The organism is Acinetobacter sp. I-MWF, assembly GCF_025433935.1.
In the GTDB taxonomy this organism is placed as follows: Bacteria; Pseudomonadota; Gammaproteobacteria; order Pseudomonadales; family Moraxellaceae; genus Acinetobacter; species Acinetobacter guillouiae.
In genome coordinates this window covers 2263738-2279613 of sequence record NZ_JAMBAR010000001.1, presented here as the reverse complement: position 1 = coordinate 2279613, position 15876 = coordinate 2263738, and the positions used below count along the sequence as shown (strand labels likewise).

Here is a 15876-nt window from a genome sequence, read left to right as displayed (position 1 = left end):
CGTCTTGGGTTTTATTTTTCAAAATGATATTTGATAAATCATTCAACGGCTTAAATTTATACTGCTGATGAAATGGGTAATTCCTGAATATCATTAACAACAAAATAATAACTAATCCATCAATAAATTTTGATATTTATCAGCTTGTGTTCTTAAAAAATCCCAAACCAATTTTATACGCGGTTCATGCTGTAAATCGACTAAAGTTAGCATCCAAAAGGTATGAATAAAACGAACTTCGTCTTGTAACACCTGTTTAAGTTCTGGTTTATTTTCTGCCAAAAACTTTGGCAAAATTGCCAATCCAGCACCTGCACTCACAGCAACTTGTTGGGCCAAAATACTGCTACTTCTAAAATTCGCATTGAGCTGTAATGGCAGACGTTCTAAACAATACAGTTCAGGACTGTAAATTAAATCGTCAATATAGTTTACAAACTGATGGTTTTTTAAATCTTCAAGTTTTTTAATCGCTTGGGTACTTTCTAAATAGCTTTTACTGCCATAAATTTTAAGACAATAATCGGTTAAACGGGTAATAATATAAGGTCCTGACTTAGGACGATCGATGGAAATCACAATATCGGCTTCACGATGCGACAGCTTAATCATTTTTGGAACTGGGATAAGATCAATCGTGAGTAAAGGATATTGTTTAGACAGTTCTGCCAATAGCTGGGCTAAAAATGCTGTTCCAAAACCCTCTGGTGTGCCAATTCGCACATGTCCTTGTAAAGGTAAGTTGGGCTTTTCAATTTGCAAAAAAGCTTGCTCCATTTGCTCGACACGGGGCACCAACGCCAAGCCTTCCATAGTTAGTTCATAACCTGTGGCTTCGCGTCTAAACAACGGTGTTCCTAAAGCTAATTCTAGCGCCTGTATCCGTCTAGATACGGTACTGTGTTCGACCCCAATAATACGAGCTGCATTGGTTAACGTCTTGGCACGCGCTAAAACTAAAAAAAACTGTAGGTGATCCCAATCGACTTTCATTGTGTATGACATCCTTGTGCATATTTGCACATTCATTGTGCGTTAATTTCTATTGGTCATCTATATTTTCTTTGTTAGTTTGATTTGAAACAGCACTGATGAAAATACTGCTTTTGGCTATTTTCTAAGAATGTAACAACAAAAAATATTGCCTATGGAGAGGTTATGAACACAATGTCAAATATTCATTCAACGACGGCTAAATTATTAATTAATGGAAAATTTACCGAATCAAATACTACTGAATGGCAAGACATTCTAAATCCAGCGACCCAAGAGGTACTTGGTCGTGTCCCAATGGCAACTCTAGACGAAGTTGATGCTGCAATTGCTGCTGCACAAGAAACATTTAAAACTTGGCGTTTTACACCGATTCAAGCCCGTATGCGTATCATGCTGAAACTGCAAGATTTGATTCGTGACAATATGAAAGATATCGCCCGTGTTTTGACCGCAGAACAAGGTAAAACCTTGGCTGATGCAGAAGGTGATATCCAACGTGGCTTAGAGGTGGTTGAACATGCTTGCTCGATTGGCACCTTGCAAATGGGTGAATATACTGAAGGTGTAGCTCGTGGTGTAGATACTTATACCTTGCAACAACCATTGGGTGTATGTGCTGGAATTACCCCTTTTAATTTTCCTGCCATGATCCCATTGTGGATGTTTCCAATGGCGATTGTTTGCGGCAATACCTTCGTACTTAAACCGTCTGAGCAAGATCCACTATCGACCATGATGCTGGTTGAATTGGCATTACAAGCAGGTGTACCTGCTGGTGTACTCAATGTGGTACATGGTGGCAAGCAAGTGGTAGATCGTCTATGTACGCATCCAGACATTAAAGCCATTTCATTTGTAGGTTCGACAGCAGTAGGAACGCATGTCTATAACTTAGCGGGTCAGCATGGTAAGCGTGTGCAATCGATGATGGGTGCAAAAAACCATGTCGTGGTCATGCCAGATGCCAACAAAGAACAAACCTTAAATGCTTTAGTTGGTGCTGCATTTGGTGCGGCTGGACAACGTTGTATGGCATTGTCAGTTGCTGTCATGGTCGGTGAAACTAAAAACTGGGTGAATGAGTTAGTTGAAAAAGCCAAAACACTGAAAGTCAATGCTGGGCATGAACCGCAAACAGATATTGGTCCTGTGATCTCACCACGTGCTAAAGCTCGGGTTATGGATTTAATTAATAGCGGTATTGAACAAGGTGCGCAACTCTTACTCGATGGTCGAGACGTACAAGTCCAAGGCTACGAAAATGGCAATTTTGTTGGTGCAACCATATTCAATCAAGTCAGCACTGATATGCGCATCTATACAGAAGAAATTTTTGGTCCTGTTTTAGCCATTATTCATGTTGATACGCTTGAACAAGCCATTGAATTGGTCAATGCCAATCCGTTCGGGAATGGTGTGGGTTTATTTACTCAAAGTGGTGCAACAGCGCGTACTTTCCAAAGCACTATTGATATCGGCCAAGTTGGTATCAATATTCCAATTCCTGTGCCGGTTCCATTCTTTAGCTTTACCGGGTCAAGAGGTTCAAAATTAGGGGACTTAGGGCCTTATGGTAAACAAGCAGTACAGTTCTATACTCAAACCAAAACTATTACCAGTCGTTGGTTCGAAGACACACAAGAAAAAGGTGAAGTGAATACCACCATCAGCTTGCGTTAATATAGGAGTTCAAGGATGAATATTGCATTTATTGGTTTAGGCAATATGGGCGGTAAAATGGCCCATAATTTACTCAAAGCAGGCTTGACGGTTTATGGCTTTGATTTAAGTGATGTTGCAATCGCACATTTCACTGAAGCAGGTGGAATTGCTTGTAATAGTCCACAGAAAGCAGCAGAAAATGCAGATGTGGTAATTACCATGCTGCCAGCCGCAAAGCATGTTAAAGAGGTGTATTTGGGTGAAAATGGGGTACTTGCTGTGCTTAAACAAGGCAGCTTATGTATCGACAGCAGTACCATTGATCCACAAACTATTAAAGACATTGCTGCAATTGGTGCAGAGCAAGGAATTCAAATTTGTGATGCACCTGTTTCAGGTGGCACGATCGGGGCTCAAGCAGGTACGCTAACCTTTATGGTAGGAACTGATGATAAAGCTTTTGAACAAGTAAAATCTGTGCTTGCACCAATGGGTAAGAACATCGTGCACTGTGGTGAAGTGGGTGCAGGACAAATTGCTAAAATTTGCAATAATCTCATTTTAGGCATTTCAATGGCCGCAGTGGCTGAAGGCATGGCGCTCGGGGCAAAACTCGGTATCGATGCACAAGCATTAGCAGGTGTAATCAATAGTTCAAGTGGTCGTTGCTGGAGCTCGGAAGTGTGTAACCCATGGCCGGGTATTTCTGCAAATGCACCTGCTGGACGTGGTTATAGTGATGGCTTTGCCTCTCAACTGATGCTTAAAGATTTGGGTTTGGCTGTTGAAGCCGCAGGCCAAGTCAAACAACCTTTGCTTTTAGGTGGTTTGGTACAGCAGCTTTATCAGCAACTGTGTATGCAAGGTAATGCTCAACTCGATTTTTCCAGCATTATTCAGCAATATTTGCCTAAAGAAACTTAATCATCAATCGAAGCATAGTCAATTTCACCACCCATGGGTGGTGAAAAACCAATAGATTCACTCGTGTCATGAATAACAATAAATCCAGGCCGGAGTATATAATATGTTGAATTATCAGGATGTTGCTAAAACATTTAATTTAGATGGTGCGGTTAAAGAAATGCTCTCAGGTTCAGTCGATCAACTGAATGCCTGTTATGAATGCTGTGACCGACATGCGGAAGCAGATCGCGAAAAAGTTGCCCTATATTGGCAAGCTAAAGATGGTCGTAAAGAGCAATATACCTTTGCTCAACTGAAAAAATGGTCGAGTCAGTTTGCCAATTTTTTTAAGTCACAGGGTATTCAAGCCGGTGATCGTATCTCTGGTTTATTACCAAGAACTCCCGAATTATTGGTGGTGATTCTCGCTGCTTGGCGAATTGGTGCAGTTTATCAACCGCTATTTACTGCATTTGGCCCAAAGGCGATTGAACATCGAGTTCAGCTGGCAAAAAGCAAATTGGTTGTGACCGATATCGGCAATCGTAGCAAACTGGATGAAGTTGCACAGTGTCCACAAATTATGACTGTCGCTGATCAACAGGGTCATGCTATACAACAAGGCGATTTAGATTTTTGGAAAGAACTCAATCTATATGCTGAGCAATGTGATCTGGTCATGCAAAGCATTCAAGATCCATTTTTACTGATGTTTACCTCAGGCACCACGGGGCCTGCAAAACCGTTGGAAGTTCCTCTCAAAGCCTTAATTGCTTTTGGCAACTATATGAAAGATGCGATCGGCTTACGTGCAGATGATGCATTTTGGAATATTGCTGATCCAGGTTGGGCATATGGACTTTATTACGGTATCACTGGACCCTTGTTGTTAGGTCATGCCACTTTGTTTTATGAAGGTGGTTTTAGCATAGACAGTTTATGTCAAATTATTGATGATTATAAAATTACCAATTTGGCAGGTGCACCTACGGCATATCGGATGATGATGGCCGCGGATCCCGCTCAAATGGCACAACTAAAGGGTAAATTCCGTGTTGTGAGCAGTGCTGGTGAACCTTTAAATCCAGAAGTTTTTCGTTGGTTTAAACAAGTGCTTGATGCGCCTATTTTTGATCATTATGGACAGACAGAGGTGGGCATGGTGGTGTGCAACCATCATGGTTTAAGCCATGACGTCCGTGCAGGCGCTGCTGGTTTTGCCAGCCCAGGTTATCGTGTTGCTGTGGTAGATGATCAAGGCAATGAGTTGCCTGCCGATACCGCTGGAATTTTAGCGGTAGATATCAGTCAATCACCGATGATGTGGTTTGGTGGCTATAAAGAAAGTCGTAAATCACCGTTTATCAAAAATTATTATTTGACCGGTGATACTGCTGAATTACATGCAGATGGGAGTATGAGCTTTGTTGGACGTAGTGATGATGTGATTACCACCTCTGGATATCGTATTGGACCTTTTGATGTAGAAAGTGCATTACTTGAACATGAGGCAGTGATTGAAGCTGCTGTTGTTGGAGTACCTGATCCAGAGCGAACAGAAATCGTTAAAGCTTTTGTGATTTTGGCTGAAAATAAAACACCGTCTGAGGAATTGGCTGAACAACTTGGGCAATTTGTCAAAAAACGTCTGTCTGCCCATGCTTATCCTAGACAAGTTGAATTTGTCACTGAGCTACCCAAGACCCCAAGTGGTAAGATTCAACGCTTTTTACTACGAAATCAAGAAATTGCTAAACAACAATTAAGTGTATAAAGCCAGTAAGGATCATCCTAGACAAGCTAAACTTGCCGAATGTAGGATGTTAAATGATGCTAAGGAATATGAAATGCAATTTACTGAAGAACAATTATTGATTCAGGACATGGCGAAAAGCTTCGCCCAAGAACAAATTAAACCAAATGCTGCGGAATGGGATAAACACAGCATTTTCCCCAAAGAAACCTTGTCACAAATGGGGCAATTGGGCTTTATGGGGATGCTGATTTCAGAGCAATGGGGTGGTTCAGATACTGGTAACTTAGCCTATGTCCTTGCACTTGAAGAAATTGCGGCGGCCGATGGCGCAACCTCTACCATTATGAGTGTGCATAATTCAGTCGGTTGTGTTCCGATTGCTAAATTTGGTAGTGAAGAACAAAAACAAAAATATTTATTGCCTTTGGCACAAGGTGAAATGATTGGTGCTTTCGCATTGACCGAACCGCATACTGGCTCTGATGCAGCAGCACTGAAAACCCGAGCTGTCAAAGATGGTGAGGATTGGATTATTAACGGCGCAAAACAATTTATTACTTCAGGAAATAATGCTGGTGTAATTATTGTATTTGCAGTGACCGATCCAAGTGCTGGTAAAAAAGGTATCAGTGCCTTTATTGTGCCACGGAAAACTGCGGGCTATGAAGTGATTCGCACTGAAGAAAAACTGGGATTGCATGCTTCAGATACCTGCCAAATTGCATTGACTGATGTGCGTATACACAAAAGCTTAATGTTAGGTCAAAAAGGTGAAGGGCTTAAAATAGCACTGTCTAATCTGGAAGGCGGTCGTATTGGTATTGCTGCGCAAGCGGTGGGTTTGGCACGTGCGGCCTTAGAAGAAGCCAGCAAATATGCCAAAGAACGGATTACTTTTGGAAAACCGATTTTTGAACATCAGGCAATCGCTTTTCGTTTGGCCAGTATGGCAACAGAAATCGAAGCAGCTCGTCAATTGGTCCATCATGCCGCACGATTGAAAGAAGCAGGCAAGCCCTGTCTCAATGAAGCCTCAATGGCAAAATTATTTTCCTCAGAGATGGCAGAGCGTGTCTGTTCTGCTGCACTACAAATCTTTGGTGGTTATGGTTATTTAAAAGATTTTCCAATTGAACGAATTTATCGTGATGCACGTATTTGCCAAATCTATGAAGGTACCAGTGACATCCAGCGTTTAGTGATTGCGCGAAGTTTATAAATAGAGTTAATCGCTGTGTATCAGATGATGAGATAAAACAGATAAGGAAATGAATATGCAATTTGAAACGATTTTACTGGAAAAACATAAAGGTGTAGGTTTAATTACACTCAATCGCCCAAAGGCTTTAAACGCATTAAATTCAAAATTAATCCAAGAAGTAAATTTAGCTTTAGATGACTTAGAAAAGGATCAGGATATTGGCTGTATGGTGCTGACTGGTTCAGAAAAAGCCTTTGCAGCAGGTGCTGATATTAAAGAAATGGCGGGATTGAACTTTCCCAATATTTATTTTGATGATTTTTTTAACCTTGCCGATCGAATTGCGCAACGCCGTAAACCCTTAATCGCAGCTGTCAGTGGTTATGCCTTGGGTGGTGGTTGTGAGTTGGCACTGATGTGTGATTTTATTTACTGTGCGGATAATGCCAAATTTGGCTTACCTGAAGTCACTTTAGGCGTGATTCCAGGCATTGGGGGTACACAGCGTTTAACCCTTGCCATAGGTAAAGCCAAAGCGATGGAAATGTGTTTAACCGCTCGACAAATGGGGGCAATTGAGGCAGAACTGAGTGGTTTAGTTGCCCGTGTGTTTAGCCCTGAAGAGCTTTTAACCCAGACTTTAAGTGCTGCTGAAAAAATTGCTGAAAAATCATTGGTGTCGACAATGATGATCAAAGAATCAATTAATCGTGCCTTTGAAGTGAGTTTGGCGGAAGGTTTACGTTTTGAACGACGAACCTTTCATTCAATTTTTGCTACTTTGGATCAAAAAGAAGGCATGCAAGCCTTTGTTGATAAACGCCAAGCCAACTTTAAAAATCAATAACAGGATGAAGATCGGATGAATACTGAAAATCATTTAATTATCGAACAGAACGCAGCTCTGGGTGTGATTAGCTTAGATCGAGTGTCCAGCCTGAATGCACTGACTTTGGATATGATCAATGGTATCCGCACACAAGTAGAAACTTGGCAAAATGATGCTGGCATTCAAGCGATACTGATCAAATCTAATAGCCCAAAAGCATTTTGTGCAGGCGGTGATATTCGTTATCTTTATGATTGTTATCAAAATGGTACAGATGGCCATAAAGGCTATTTTATCGCTGAATATGACATGTTGAATAGCATTCGCGCGTCTAAAAAACCGGTTGTGGTATTGTTAGATGGCTATGTCTTAGGTGGCGGTTTTGGTCTGGCACAGGCCTGTCATATTATTGTTAGCAGTGAAAAATCACGTTTTGCCATGCCTGAAACGGCGATTGGTTTCTTTCCTGATGTTGCAGCAACGCATTTCTTGTCACGTTTAGATGATATTGGGGTCTATTTGGCAACCACTGGCGACCAAATCAGTAGCAGTGATGCCTTATATTTAGATTTGATTGATTATCATGTTCCTAGCCAACAGTTTCATGCCTTACTTGATGCGTTGAGCCAATCAAGCAATTTAAGCAAAGACAATATTGAACAGATAATTTCTAAATTTATTACCCGTCCTGTAGAAAGTGAACTCAGTGCATCGGTTGAGAACATTCGTAAGCATTTTGGCTTTGAAAATTTGCAAGATATTGAAAAAAGTCTTGAAAATGAAAAAGACCAACAGCATCAAGCCTGGGCAAGCAAAGTCTTAAGCACTTTGCAACAACGTTCTTGGGTGGCGAAAAAGACCAGTTTAAGACTGCAATACTTGGGACGGGGATTGTCATTACAACAATGTATGCAGTTGGAACGAAATTTACAGGATATCTGGTTTGAACATGGCGATATTCTTGAAGGTGTTCGTGCTTTAATTGTCGACAAAGATAAACAGCCCAAATGGCAGCAACAGAATGCAACGCTAGATAAAATATTGGCTGAATTAGGTTAATATCTTTAATGCGTATATCAGTTCTGTTTTTAAAAACATTCAGATACGCTTAAAGGCAACAAAAAAAGGAAATCATGCGATTTCCTTTTTTCACGATGATCAAAAGCACCTATAAATCGATCTTATCGTATATAGCGTTGGCTTTCTCTGTGATTGCAGTCATATGGATTGCACCATGAATCATTCCTGCTAGAAGATGAAATTTCACCGAGACACCAGCATCTCTTAATCTTTCAGCATATTGTTCGCCATCATGACGCAGTGGATCATATTCACAGACAAAAATTGTTGCCTCAGGTAAGCCTTGTAATGATTGTGCCAGTAGAGGACTCACCAGCTCATTGGTTTTGTCAGAATCACTATTTAAATATTGATCCCAACAATACGCCATTGTTGCAGTCGTTAAGCCATAACCATCCGCATAAGTTTCATAGGATTTACCCTGCATCGTGGCATCTAAGGCTGGATAAAACAGCAGTTGTTGACTAATTTTGATTTCTGGATGCGCTTTAGCGAGTAAGCATGCAGCCGCTGCAAGGTTAGCTCCCGCACTATCACCACCCACAGCAATACGATTTTGATCAAGCCCTAAACTTAAAGCATGTTCTTGAATATAACGAAGTGCTGTAAAAAAATCTGTCAGCGGTACTGGAAATTTGAATTCAGGCGCTAGGCGATAATCCACTGAAAAGATAACATGCTGTGTTGATTCTGCCAGTAAGCGGCATGAACGATCCCACGCATCTAAACTCCCCAAACACCATCCACCACCGTGGGCAAATACTAAAGCTGGGTTGCTTTGTAGCTGTACCAAAGCATAGGGCGTATATACCCGAACTTGGATTTGAGCTTGATCAGAAGTTGTAATCCAAAAACTGGTTTGATAGCTGGGATCTTGCTCAATACCTTGCTGTTGTATGATGTCCTGATTTACCTGCGCTCTTAATTCACAAAGCGTATTTGCAGCTGTTGCAGCAGGTCTAGCGTTAAGCCAGTCTGCAATTTGATGATCTAAAGGCATCTTATTGCTCCTGTTGTAGAAATTCTAAAATCAGGGAACAAAACGCTTCGGGTTGTTCCTCCATAATAAAATGACCACAATCTTTGACAATTGCACTGGTTAAATGTGGTGCAACTTTTTTCATGGTTTCATAAGGTGCATCATTGGTTGCCTGTTCTGCACCAATCGCCAATACAGGCATTTCTAGATTTTTAGTTGCGCGGATTTTATTTTGACGAATGGTTTCCGGGATTGAACGATAGTAATTAAAACCAGCCGTTAAACGTCCCGATACTTTATAAGCCTCAATATACGTTTCAGCGGCGACTTTATCTCTGTGCCACGACCACTTATCAAAAATATAATTAAGATAAGTTTCTTCACGTCCACTGACCAAAGCTTCAGGTAAGTCCATCACTTGATTAAACATGAAATGCCATAGAAAAATATTTTCATCAGCTGAAACAAAAATAGGCGGTGGTGTTGCCAATCCGGGAATAACGGCTTCAGTCACAGCCAGAGAAGTAACAGATTGGGGAAAATCAGCTGCAAGTGCATAAGCAACCCACATCCCGATATCGTGACCAATCACTGAATAAGTATCATGTCCAAGTTTTGACATTAAGCTGGATAAAATTGTCGCAATTCGCCCCGTATCATAACTTCCATTCAGCGGAACAGAATATCCTGTTCCCGGTGGATCCACAGCAATTGCCTGATAACCGTTGGCCGCCAAGACGCTCATTACATTTCGCCATGCGTACCATGTTTGTGGCCAACCGGGGATAAGTAATACAACAGGACCACGACCTGTAGAGACATAATGAAGTTTTTTACTGTCTATATGAATGTAATGATGCTGAAATTGATCAACTAAATTTTCATGTGTTGTAATGGTTGTCATAGTAAATTCCAATCTCTGCCTTAGATACCCAAAAGTTGATTTATTTGCAATTGATTGACAGGCGCTGCGGCAAAATCATCAAAGGTTTTATCAGTAACATGAATAATATGTTGTTGAATAAACTCAGCACCTTCACTTGCGCCATCTTCTTTATTTTTTAAACAACATTCCCATTCCAAAGTTGCCCAGCCCTGATAGTCGTTATGTGCCAATTTTGAGAAAATTGCTTTGAAATCAACCTGACCATCTCCAGTAGAACGGAATCGACCTGCACGATCTCCCCAATTTTGATAGCCCCCATACATTCCTTGACGACCTGTCGGGTTAAACTCCGCATCTTTAACATGGAACATCCGAATAAAATCTTTATAGATATCCATGTATTCCAAATAATTCAGTTGTTGCAGAATAAAATGACTCGGGTCAAAAAGAATCTGACAACGTGGATGGTGGTGTGTCCGTTCTAAGAACATTTCAAAGGAAATGCCATCATGTAAGTCTTCGCCAGGATGAATTTCGTAACACAGATTGACATTATGTTCATCACAAGCATTGAGGATCGGCATCCAACGACGTGCAAGTTCATCAAAAGCAGTTTCAATAAGTCCAGCGGGGCGTTGAGGAAAAGGAAAGATATAAGGCCATGCCAGTGAACCTGAAAAAGTTCCCATATCTTGCAAACCTAAGTGGGCAGATGCTTGAACAGAAGCCAACATTTGTTGTTCAGCCCATTGAGTTCTAGCTACTGAATTTCCATGTAAATGTGAAGGTGCAAAAGCATCACATAAAGCATCATAAGCTGGATGCACAGCCATAAGTTGACCAAAAATATGCGTTGTCAACTCACTAATTTCTAAACCATTATTTTGTAAAACCCCTTGTATTTCATCGCAATAATCTTGGCTTGTGGCTGCTAAATTAACATCAAATAAACGTTTGTCCCATGCTGGTAGTTGTACAGCTTTAAAGCCTTTGTCCGAAACCCATGCAGCAATGCTCTCTAAATTATTAAATGGGAAAATATCATCACTGAATTGTGCGAGATGAATACTTGGACCTTTGATGGTTTGCATAGCTAAACTCAATTGGTTGTTGATCGACAAACAATAGGCTTTCTTTTGAATAAAAACAACAAGTTTTTAAAAAAGAATCTAAAAAAGGGCAGACTGTCCAACAAATCCTATTGATTTATTTGCGAAATTTATTTTTTCGAATGATAATAAAAAACACTAAATCGGATTGAAGCGTCGTTATGGCTGGTAGACCAAGAGAATTTGATAGGGAAAAAGCACTGATTCAAGCGCGTGATTTTTTCTGGCAACATGGCTATGAAGGGACTTCGATGTCAGATTTAGTCGAGGTCTTAGGTATTGCTTCAGCGCGTATTTATAAAGCCTTTGGCTCTAAAGAAGCGTTGTTTCGAGAAGCTGTTATACACTACGAAGAAAATGAAGGCGGCTTTGCGATCCACGCTTTACAACAAGCAAATATTAAGGATGCGATCAGCCAATTATTTCAAGAAGCAATCAAACTTTATACCCAGAATAATCATTCATATGGCTGTATGGTTGTGTCATCTGCAAGTGTATTAAGTCAGGAAAATCAAAGCCTTTTAGACTGGATGAAGCAACAACGTATTGAACGTGGTCAAAGTCTGGTTAAGCGTTTTAAACAGGCGAAAGCAGATGGACAATTATTAGAACATGCTGATCCTGAAATATTAGGGCAATATTACGGACTAGTGCTACATGGATTATCCGTTCAAGCCAGAGATGGTTATTCAGAACAAATGCTTGTGCAAATCATCGATTTTTCCCTTAAAAATTTAGATCAATATCTGGTTTCATCTTCAAAAGCTTAGACCTAGATCAGCAGTAACAATGTATAAGTGATGAATATTGACTTGGAATATACATCGTATGATTGCGACTTATTTTGTTGAGTTTTTAAACATTGCTTTACGGCGAATAAATGGGCGTCTCATCACTTTGCAAGGGCAATATTGAATAGGGTTTAATTTACAAATAAATTAAATTTTAAATATATATTTCAATAAATTATAAAACTTTATGAGCTAGGTTTTATCCTATTCAAAATAACACTAAGAAATATTTTATCGATTTAACACAAGATAAAGTAAACATAAAAATTAATCTGAAAAAATCTGTTTTAGTCCGTTTAAAATCGATCAATTTAAGCACTGTTTTTCTGGTAAAGAATCTATCTTGACACAGATAAAATATTCAATATATAATTAGCTGCCATACTATATGGTTAAATACTAAATGAATCTAGAACAGAAATACACAGCGCTTTTGCATGAAGCGCAACGCCGTAAAATGGCAGATATTGAAAATTTGCGCCTCTGTTTTCAAACGCTTTCACTCGCTTCAAGTATTGATCGAGATTGTGCCGCACAGCTTGCGCCTTATGGCTTATCTGAAGGGAGATTTGTGCTTTTATTTCTCCTTGATGCAGCTAATGATGCTGTAGCGCCTAAAACTTTAGCTGAACAAGCGGGAATTACCCGTGCCACAGTCACTGGACTACTGGATGGTTTAGAACGTGAACAATTGGTAGAACGTCACGCAGATCCAGAAGATCGTCGCGCGTTATGTATTCAGCTGACGGCAAAGGGCAAGCAAGTCGCAAAAACTGTGTTTGATCAGCATAGTCGCTGGATTGCCAGCCTGTTTGCTGGTTTAACCCAAGCTGAGCGTGAGCAATTAACAGGTTTACTTGAGAAAGTAGCGAAAAATCTTGTTGATAAACGCTGATAAAATATCTACATAAAAATTTTTTAAATTATCGATATAAAACGTTGATTAAATCAAGGAAAAATCATGAATCACTATCTAATTGAACTCTATACACCAAATGCAGTTTGGCAAGCTTTACCTACACAAGAGCGCCAACAATATTTGGGTGATGTTGGCGCGGCTATGGGAGGCTTGTCTAATCTGGGTGTTGAGCTTTTAACACTCACCGAGATTGATACTGCCGTTGATCAAAGTAGTCATCATCGCTTTATCGGGATTTGGCGCTTTCCAAATCAACAGGCACGGGATGCATTGTTAACAGGTATTCAAGCAAGTGGTTGGTATGACTACTTCGATCATGTAAATGCAGCAGGGACGGAAGGTGATTTCCAGCAACACCTTGATGCTTTAGCGAAGTTTTAATTTTTCTTCTAAGATGCTTATTTATTTTCAAGGTCATATCAAAGTGTTCTTTAAAGCTTAAATATCTTATAGAAATGCTTGTTCAATCGAAGAAAATTGTGAATACTCATGCGCATAAATTTAGGCTGTAAGATTATCTTTTGGGGTTAGACAATTACTGTGAAAACGTATCCATTTTCTCGTTTACAAAAAGCATTATTGGCAGTTGGTTCATTTTCATGTCTAGGGCTAAGTTCAGCATTGGCACATGCTGATACTGAAAAAGATACACAGCAACTTAAAACAATTAAAGTAAGCGTTCAAACAGAAGAAACAACACCAACTGCTTATTATCAACCCAAGGTAAATTTATCAGGATTTACTCAGCAAAATCTTGCTGAGATCCCTGCATCTATCAGTACAGTCACCGCGGAACGTATCGCTGACCAACATGCAAAAACCCTGACGGATGTTGTTAAAAATGATGCAGCAATCGGCGATGGTTATGCGCCCATTGGTTACTATCCAAACTTTATTATGCGTGGCTTTAACCTAAATTTAGGGTCAAGTTATTTGCTCAATGGTCATTTGTTGCGTGGCGAGCAAAATGTGGCACTTGAGAACAAAGCACAAGTTGAAATTCTAAAGGGTATGAGTGCGATTCAAAGTGGGATGTCAACACCGGGTGGTGTCATCAATTATGTCACTAAACGCCCAGAAGACATTCATGCTATTACCGTTGAAGTAGATAGTCATGGTGGCAATCGTGTTGCAACTGACTTGGGTGGCTGGTTGGGAGAAGATCAGCAGTTTGGTTATCGACTGAATCTGGCCAAAGAAGAAATTCATCCTTATGTTGAGCATGCAGATGGGCAGCGTTTGTTTGGTGCTTTGGCGTTAGATTGGAAGATTTCAGATCGCTCAAAATTAGAATTTGACATTGAATCACAGCGTCAACGTCAGCGCTCAGTCGCTGGTTATCAATTACTGGATGGTACAACTGTACCCACTGGGGTTAAATGGGATCGTTTACTTGGCTATCAAAGCTGGAGTAACCCCGTGACCAATGAAAGCCTAAATGCCAGCTTAAAATATATTTACCAAGTCAATGACAACTGGACAACAAATCTGTCTGCTGCACAAAGCCGTGTCGTGATTGATGATTATTCAGCATTTCCGTGGGGTTGTTATAGCAGTACTTGCCAAACGACAGGTTTAGGTAATACTTTTGACCAAAATGGTAACTATGATATTTATGATTTCCGTAATCCTGACGACAGCTTCTTAACCAATCAATTTAAAGTAGGATTAAACGGCAAGTTTAGCACTGGGGCTTGGCAGCATAAGCTAAGTTTAGAACTGTCACATACAGGGAAACGGCATACACAATATAATGCAATCAATGAATTGGTCGGTACAGGAAATATTTATAATGATCCTATAACGTATGCGCCTACTGATAAAACTTTAGGTAAACATTATAAATCATTAGACAGTCAACAAACCGCATTGAACTTACTTGACCATGTTGACTTTAACACTGAATGGTCAATGCTGTTGGGTGGTAGGCTGATGCATTTAAATGAAAATGCCTATGATGAAGATGCAAACAACATCCGAGAAACGAATTTCAATCGTTTCTTACCGCAGTTTGCGTTGATGTATCAACCTTGGGAACAGACACATCTCTATGCTTCTTATGCCAAAGGATTAAGTGATGGTGGACAAGCCCCTTGGTTTGCTACTGGTATTCCTGATCAAGGTATTGAAGGTAATGCTTTTAAAACGTTAGCACCGATAAATTCAACTCAGTATGAATTGGGGATTAAGCAGCAGTGGCAAACATTACTGTTTACCGCGGCATTGTTTGATTTAACCCAAGACAATCAATACACCAACTCAAGCAATTACTTTGTCACGGATGGTAAGCAACATAACCTTGGTTTGGAATTGGGCTTACAAGGACGTTTAGGGCAAAATCTAGATATAACCTCTTCTTTAGCTTTGATTCGTTCACGTTTAAAAGAAATACAAGTGGCTGATTATCAAGGTCATCAAACTCAGAATGTACCAAGTGTTCGTTTTGCTAATCATCTGTCTTATCAAGTATCACAAGTGAATGGCTTACGTTTATTGGCTGGCATGCAATACAGCAGCAGTAAATATGCCAATAAAACAGGTACAGTAAAAGTATCAGGCTATAGCGTGTTTGATGTAGGTACAGCTTATAACTTCCGTGCTTATGGTTATGACAATACGCTTCGATTTAATGTTGATAACGTGTTTAATAAAAAATACTGGCGCGATGCAGGGAGTTTCTTAGGCGATGACTATTTATTTCTTGGTGCACCACGTACAGCGCAACTCTCGTGGACTGTGGGTTTTTAAAGTAACTTGCTGAG

General features: G+C 40.1%; 14 protein-coding genes. 10 read left to right on the top strand and 4 right to left on the bottom strand.

The features are described 5' to 3' along the window. Positions 1-111: 111 nt before the first annotated feature. Positions 112-993, bottom strand: coding sequence for a LysR family transcriptional regulator (locus M2R48_RS10590; protein ID WP_004720374.1), 882 nt, complete (start codon positions 991-993; stop codon positions 112-114). 165 nt (positions 994-1158) lie between these two features. On the opposite strand from M2R48_RS10590, the gene M2R48_RS10585 reads away from it, so the two are divergent. From M2R48_RS10585 to M2R48_RS10560, 6 genes are all read left to right on the top strand, one after another. Then, positions 1159-2676 (top strand): CoA-acylating methylmalonate-semialdehyde dehydrogenase, encoded by a 1518-nt coding sequence (locus tag M2R48_RS10585; RefSeq protein ID WP_262086075.1) that lies wholly within the window; start codon positions 1159-1161, stop codon positions 2674-2676. Positions 2677-2691: 15 nt separating this feature from the next. Continuing rightward, complete coding sequence (gene mmsB / locus M2R48_RS10580) at positions 2692-3582, top strand: 3-hydroxyisobutyrate dehydrogenase (protein ID WP_004720378.1); 891 nt, start codon at positions 2692-2694, stop codon at positions 3580-3582. 103 nt (positions 3583-3685) lie between these two features. Next, positions 3686-5338: an AMP-binding protein gene (locus M2R48_RS10575; RefSeq protein WP_262086074.1), complete on the top strand. Its 1653-nt coding sequence runs from the start codon at positions 3686-3688 to the stop codon at positions 5336-5338. A 73-nt stretch (positions 5339-5411) separates the two neighbouring features. After that, a complete protein-coding gene (locus M2R48_RS10570; RefSeq protein WP_262086073.1) occupies positions 5412-6539 on the top strand; it encodes an acyl-CoA dehydrogenase family protein in 1128 nt (375 codons plus the stop codon). A gap of 55 nt (positions 6540-6594) precedes the next feature. Next, positions 6595-7368, top strand: a complete 774-nt coding sequence (locus M2R48_RS10565) for an enoyl-CoA hydratase (RefSeq protein WP_262086072.1) — start codon at positions 6595-6597, stop codon at positions 7366-7368. 15 nt (positions 7369-7383) lie between these two features. After that, complete coding sequence (locus tag M2R48_RS10560) at positions 7384-8409, top strand: enoyl-CoA hydratase/isomerase family protein (RefSeq protein ID WP_262086071.1); 1026 nt, start codon at positions 7384-7386, stop codon at positions 8407-8409. Between the two features lie 109 nt (positions 8410-8518). Here M2R48_RS10560 and M2R48_RS10555 read toward each other — a convergent pair whose 3' ends face one another. From M2R48_RS10555 to M2R48_RS10545, 3 genes are read right to left on the bottom strand one after another with little or no spacing between them, the layout of a single operon-like run. Continuing rightward, complete coding sequence (locus tag M2R48_RS10555) at positions 8519-9430, bottom strand: alpha/beta hydrolase (protein WP_262086070.1); 912 nt, start codon at positions 9428-9430, stop codon at positions 8519-8521. 1 nt (position 9431) lies between these two features. Then, entirely contained in the window at positions 9432-10313 is an 882-nt protein-coding gene (locus M2R48_RS10550) for an alpha/beta fold hydrolase (protein ID WP_262086069.1), read from the bottom strand. Positions 10314-10333: 20 nt separating this feature from the next. Continuing rightward, positions 10334-11386 (bottom strand): sugar phosphate isomerase/epimerase family protein, encoded by a 1053-nt coding sequence (locus M2R48_RS10545; protein WP_262086068.1) that lies wholly within the window; start codon positions 11384-11386, stop codon positions 10334-10336. A gap of 179 nt (positions 11387-11565) precedes the next feature. Here M2R48_RS10545 and M2R48_RS10540 point away from each other — a divergent pair, with 179 nt between their 5' ends. From M2R48_RS10540 to M2R48_RS10525, 4 genes are all read left to right on the top strand, one after another. After that, positions 11566-12174, top strand: a complete 609-nt coding sequence (locus M2R48_RS10540; RefSeq protein ID WP_262086067.1) for a TetR/AcrR family transcriptional regulator — start codon at positions 11566-11568, stop codon at positions 12172-12174. A gap of 424 nt (positions 12175-12598) precedes the next feature. Further along, positions 12599-13090, top strand: coding sequence for a MarR family winged helix-turn-helix transcriptional regulator (locus M2R48_RS10535; protein WP_262086066.1), 492 nt, complete (start codon positions 12599-12601; stop codon positions 13088-13090). A gap of 66 nt (positions 13091-13156) precedes the next feature. Next, positions 13157-13495, top strand: a complete 339-nt coding sequence (locus M2R48_RS10530; protein WP_262086065.1) for a DUF6616 family protein — start codon at positions 13157-13159, stop codon at positions 13493-13495. Positions 13496-13654: 159 nt separating this feature from the next. Then, complete coding sequence (locus M2R48_RS10525; RefSeq protein ID WP_262086064.1) at positions 13655-15862, top strand: TonB-dependent siderophore receptor; 2208 nt, start codon at positions 13655-13657, stop codon at positions 15860-15862. Positions 15863-15876: the final 14 nt, after the last annotated feature.

Excerpts from the sequence above, each read along its gene's own strand:
- M2R48_RS10540 (WP_262086067.1), top strand. The coding sequence starts at position 11,566 with ATGGCTGGTAGACCAAGAGAATTTGATAGGGAAAAAGCACTGATTCAA.
- M2R48_RS10545 (WP_262086068.1), bottom strand. The coding sequence starts at position 11,386 with ATGCAAACCATCAAAGGTCCAAGTATTCATCTCGCACAATTCAGTGAT.
- M2R48_RS10535 (WP_262086066.1), top strand. The coding sequence starts at position 12,599 with ATGAATCTAGAACAGAAATACACAGCGCTTTTGCATGAAGCGCAACGC.
- M2R48_RS10560 (WP_262086071.1), top strand. The coding sequence starts at position 7,384 with ATGAATACTGAAAATCATTTAATTATCGAACAGAACGCAGCTCTGGGT.
- M2R48_RS10530 (WP_262086065.1), top strand. The coding sequence starts at position 13,157 with ATGAATCACTATCTAATTGAACTCTATACACCAAATGCAGTTTGGCAA.
- M2R48_RS10585 (WP_262086075.1), top strand. The coding sequence starts at position 1,159 with ATGAACACAATGTCAAATATTCATTCAACGACGGCTAAATTATTAATT.
- mmsB (WP_004720378.1), top strand. The coding sequence starts at position 2,692 with ATGAATATTGCATTTATTGGTTTAGGCAATATGGGCGGTAAAATGGCC.
- M2R48_RS10590 (WP_004720374.1), bottom strand. The coding sequence starts at position 993 with ATGAAAGTCGATTGGGATCACCTACAGTTTTTTTTAGTTTTAGCGCGT.
- M2R48_RS10565 (WP_262086072.1), top strand. The coding sequence starts at position 6,595 with ATGCAATTTGAAACGATTTTACTGGAAAAACATAAAGGTGTAGGTTTA.
- M2R48_RS10570 (WP_262086073.1), top strand. The coding sequence starts at position 5,412 with ATGCAATTTACTGAAGAACAATTATTGATTCAGGACATGGCGAAAAGC.
- M2R48_RS10555 (WP_262086070.1), bottom strand. The coding sequence starts at position 9,430 with ATGCCTTTAGATCATCAAATTGCAGACTGGCTTAACGCTAGACCTGCT.
- M2R48_RS10575 (WP_262086074.1), top strand. The coding sequence starts at position 3,686 with ATGTTGAATTATCAGGATGTTGCTAAAACATTTAATTTAGATGGTGCG.
- M2R48_RS10550 (WP_262086069.1), bottom strand. The coding sequence starts at position 10,313 with ATGACAACCATTACAACACATGAAAATTTAGTTGATCAATTTCAGCAT.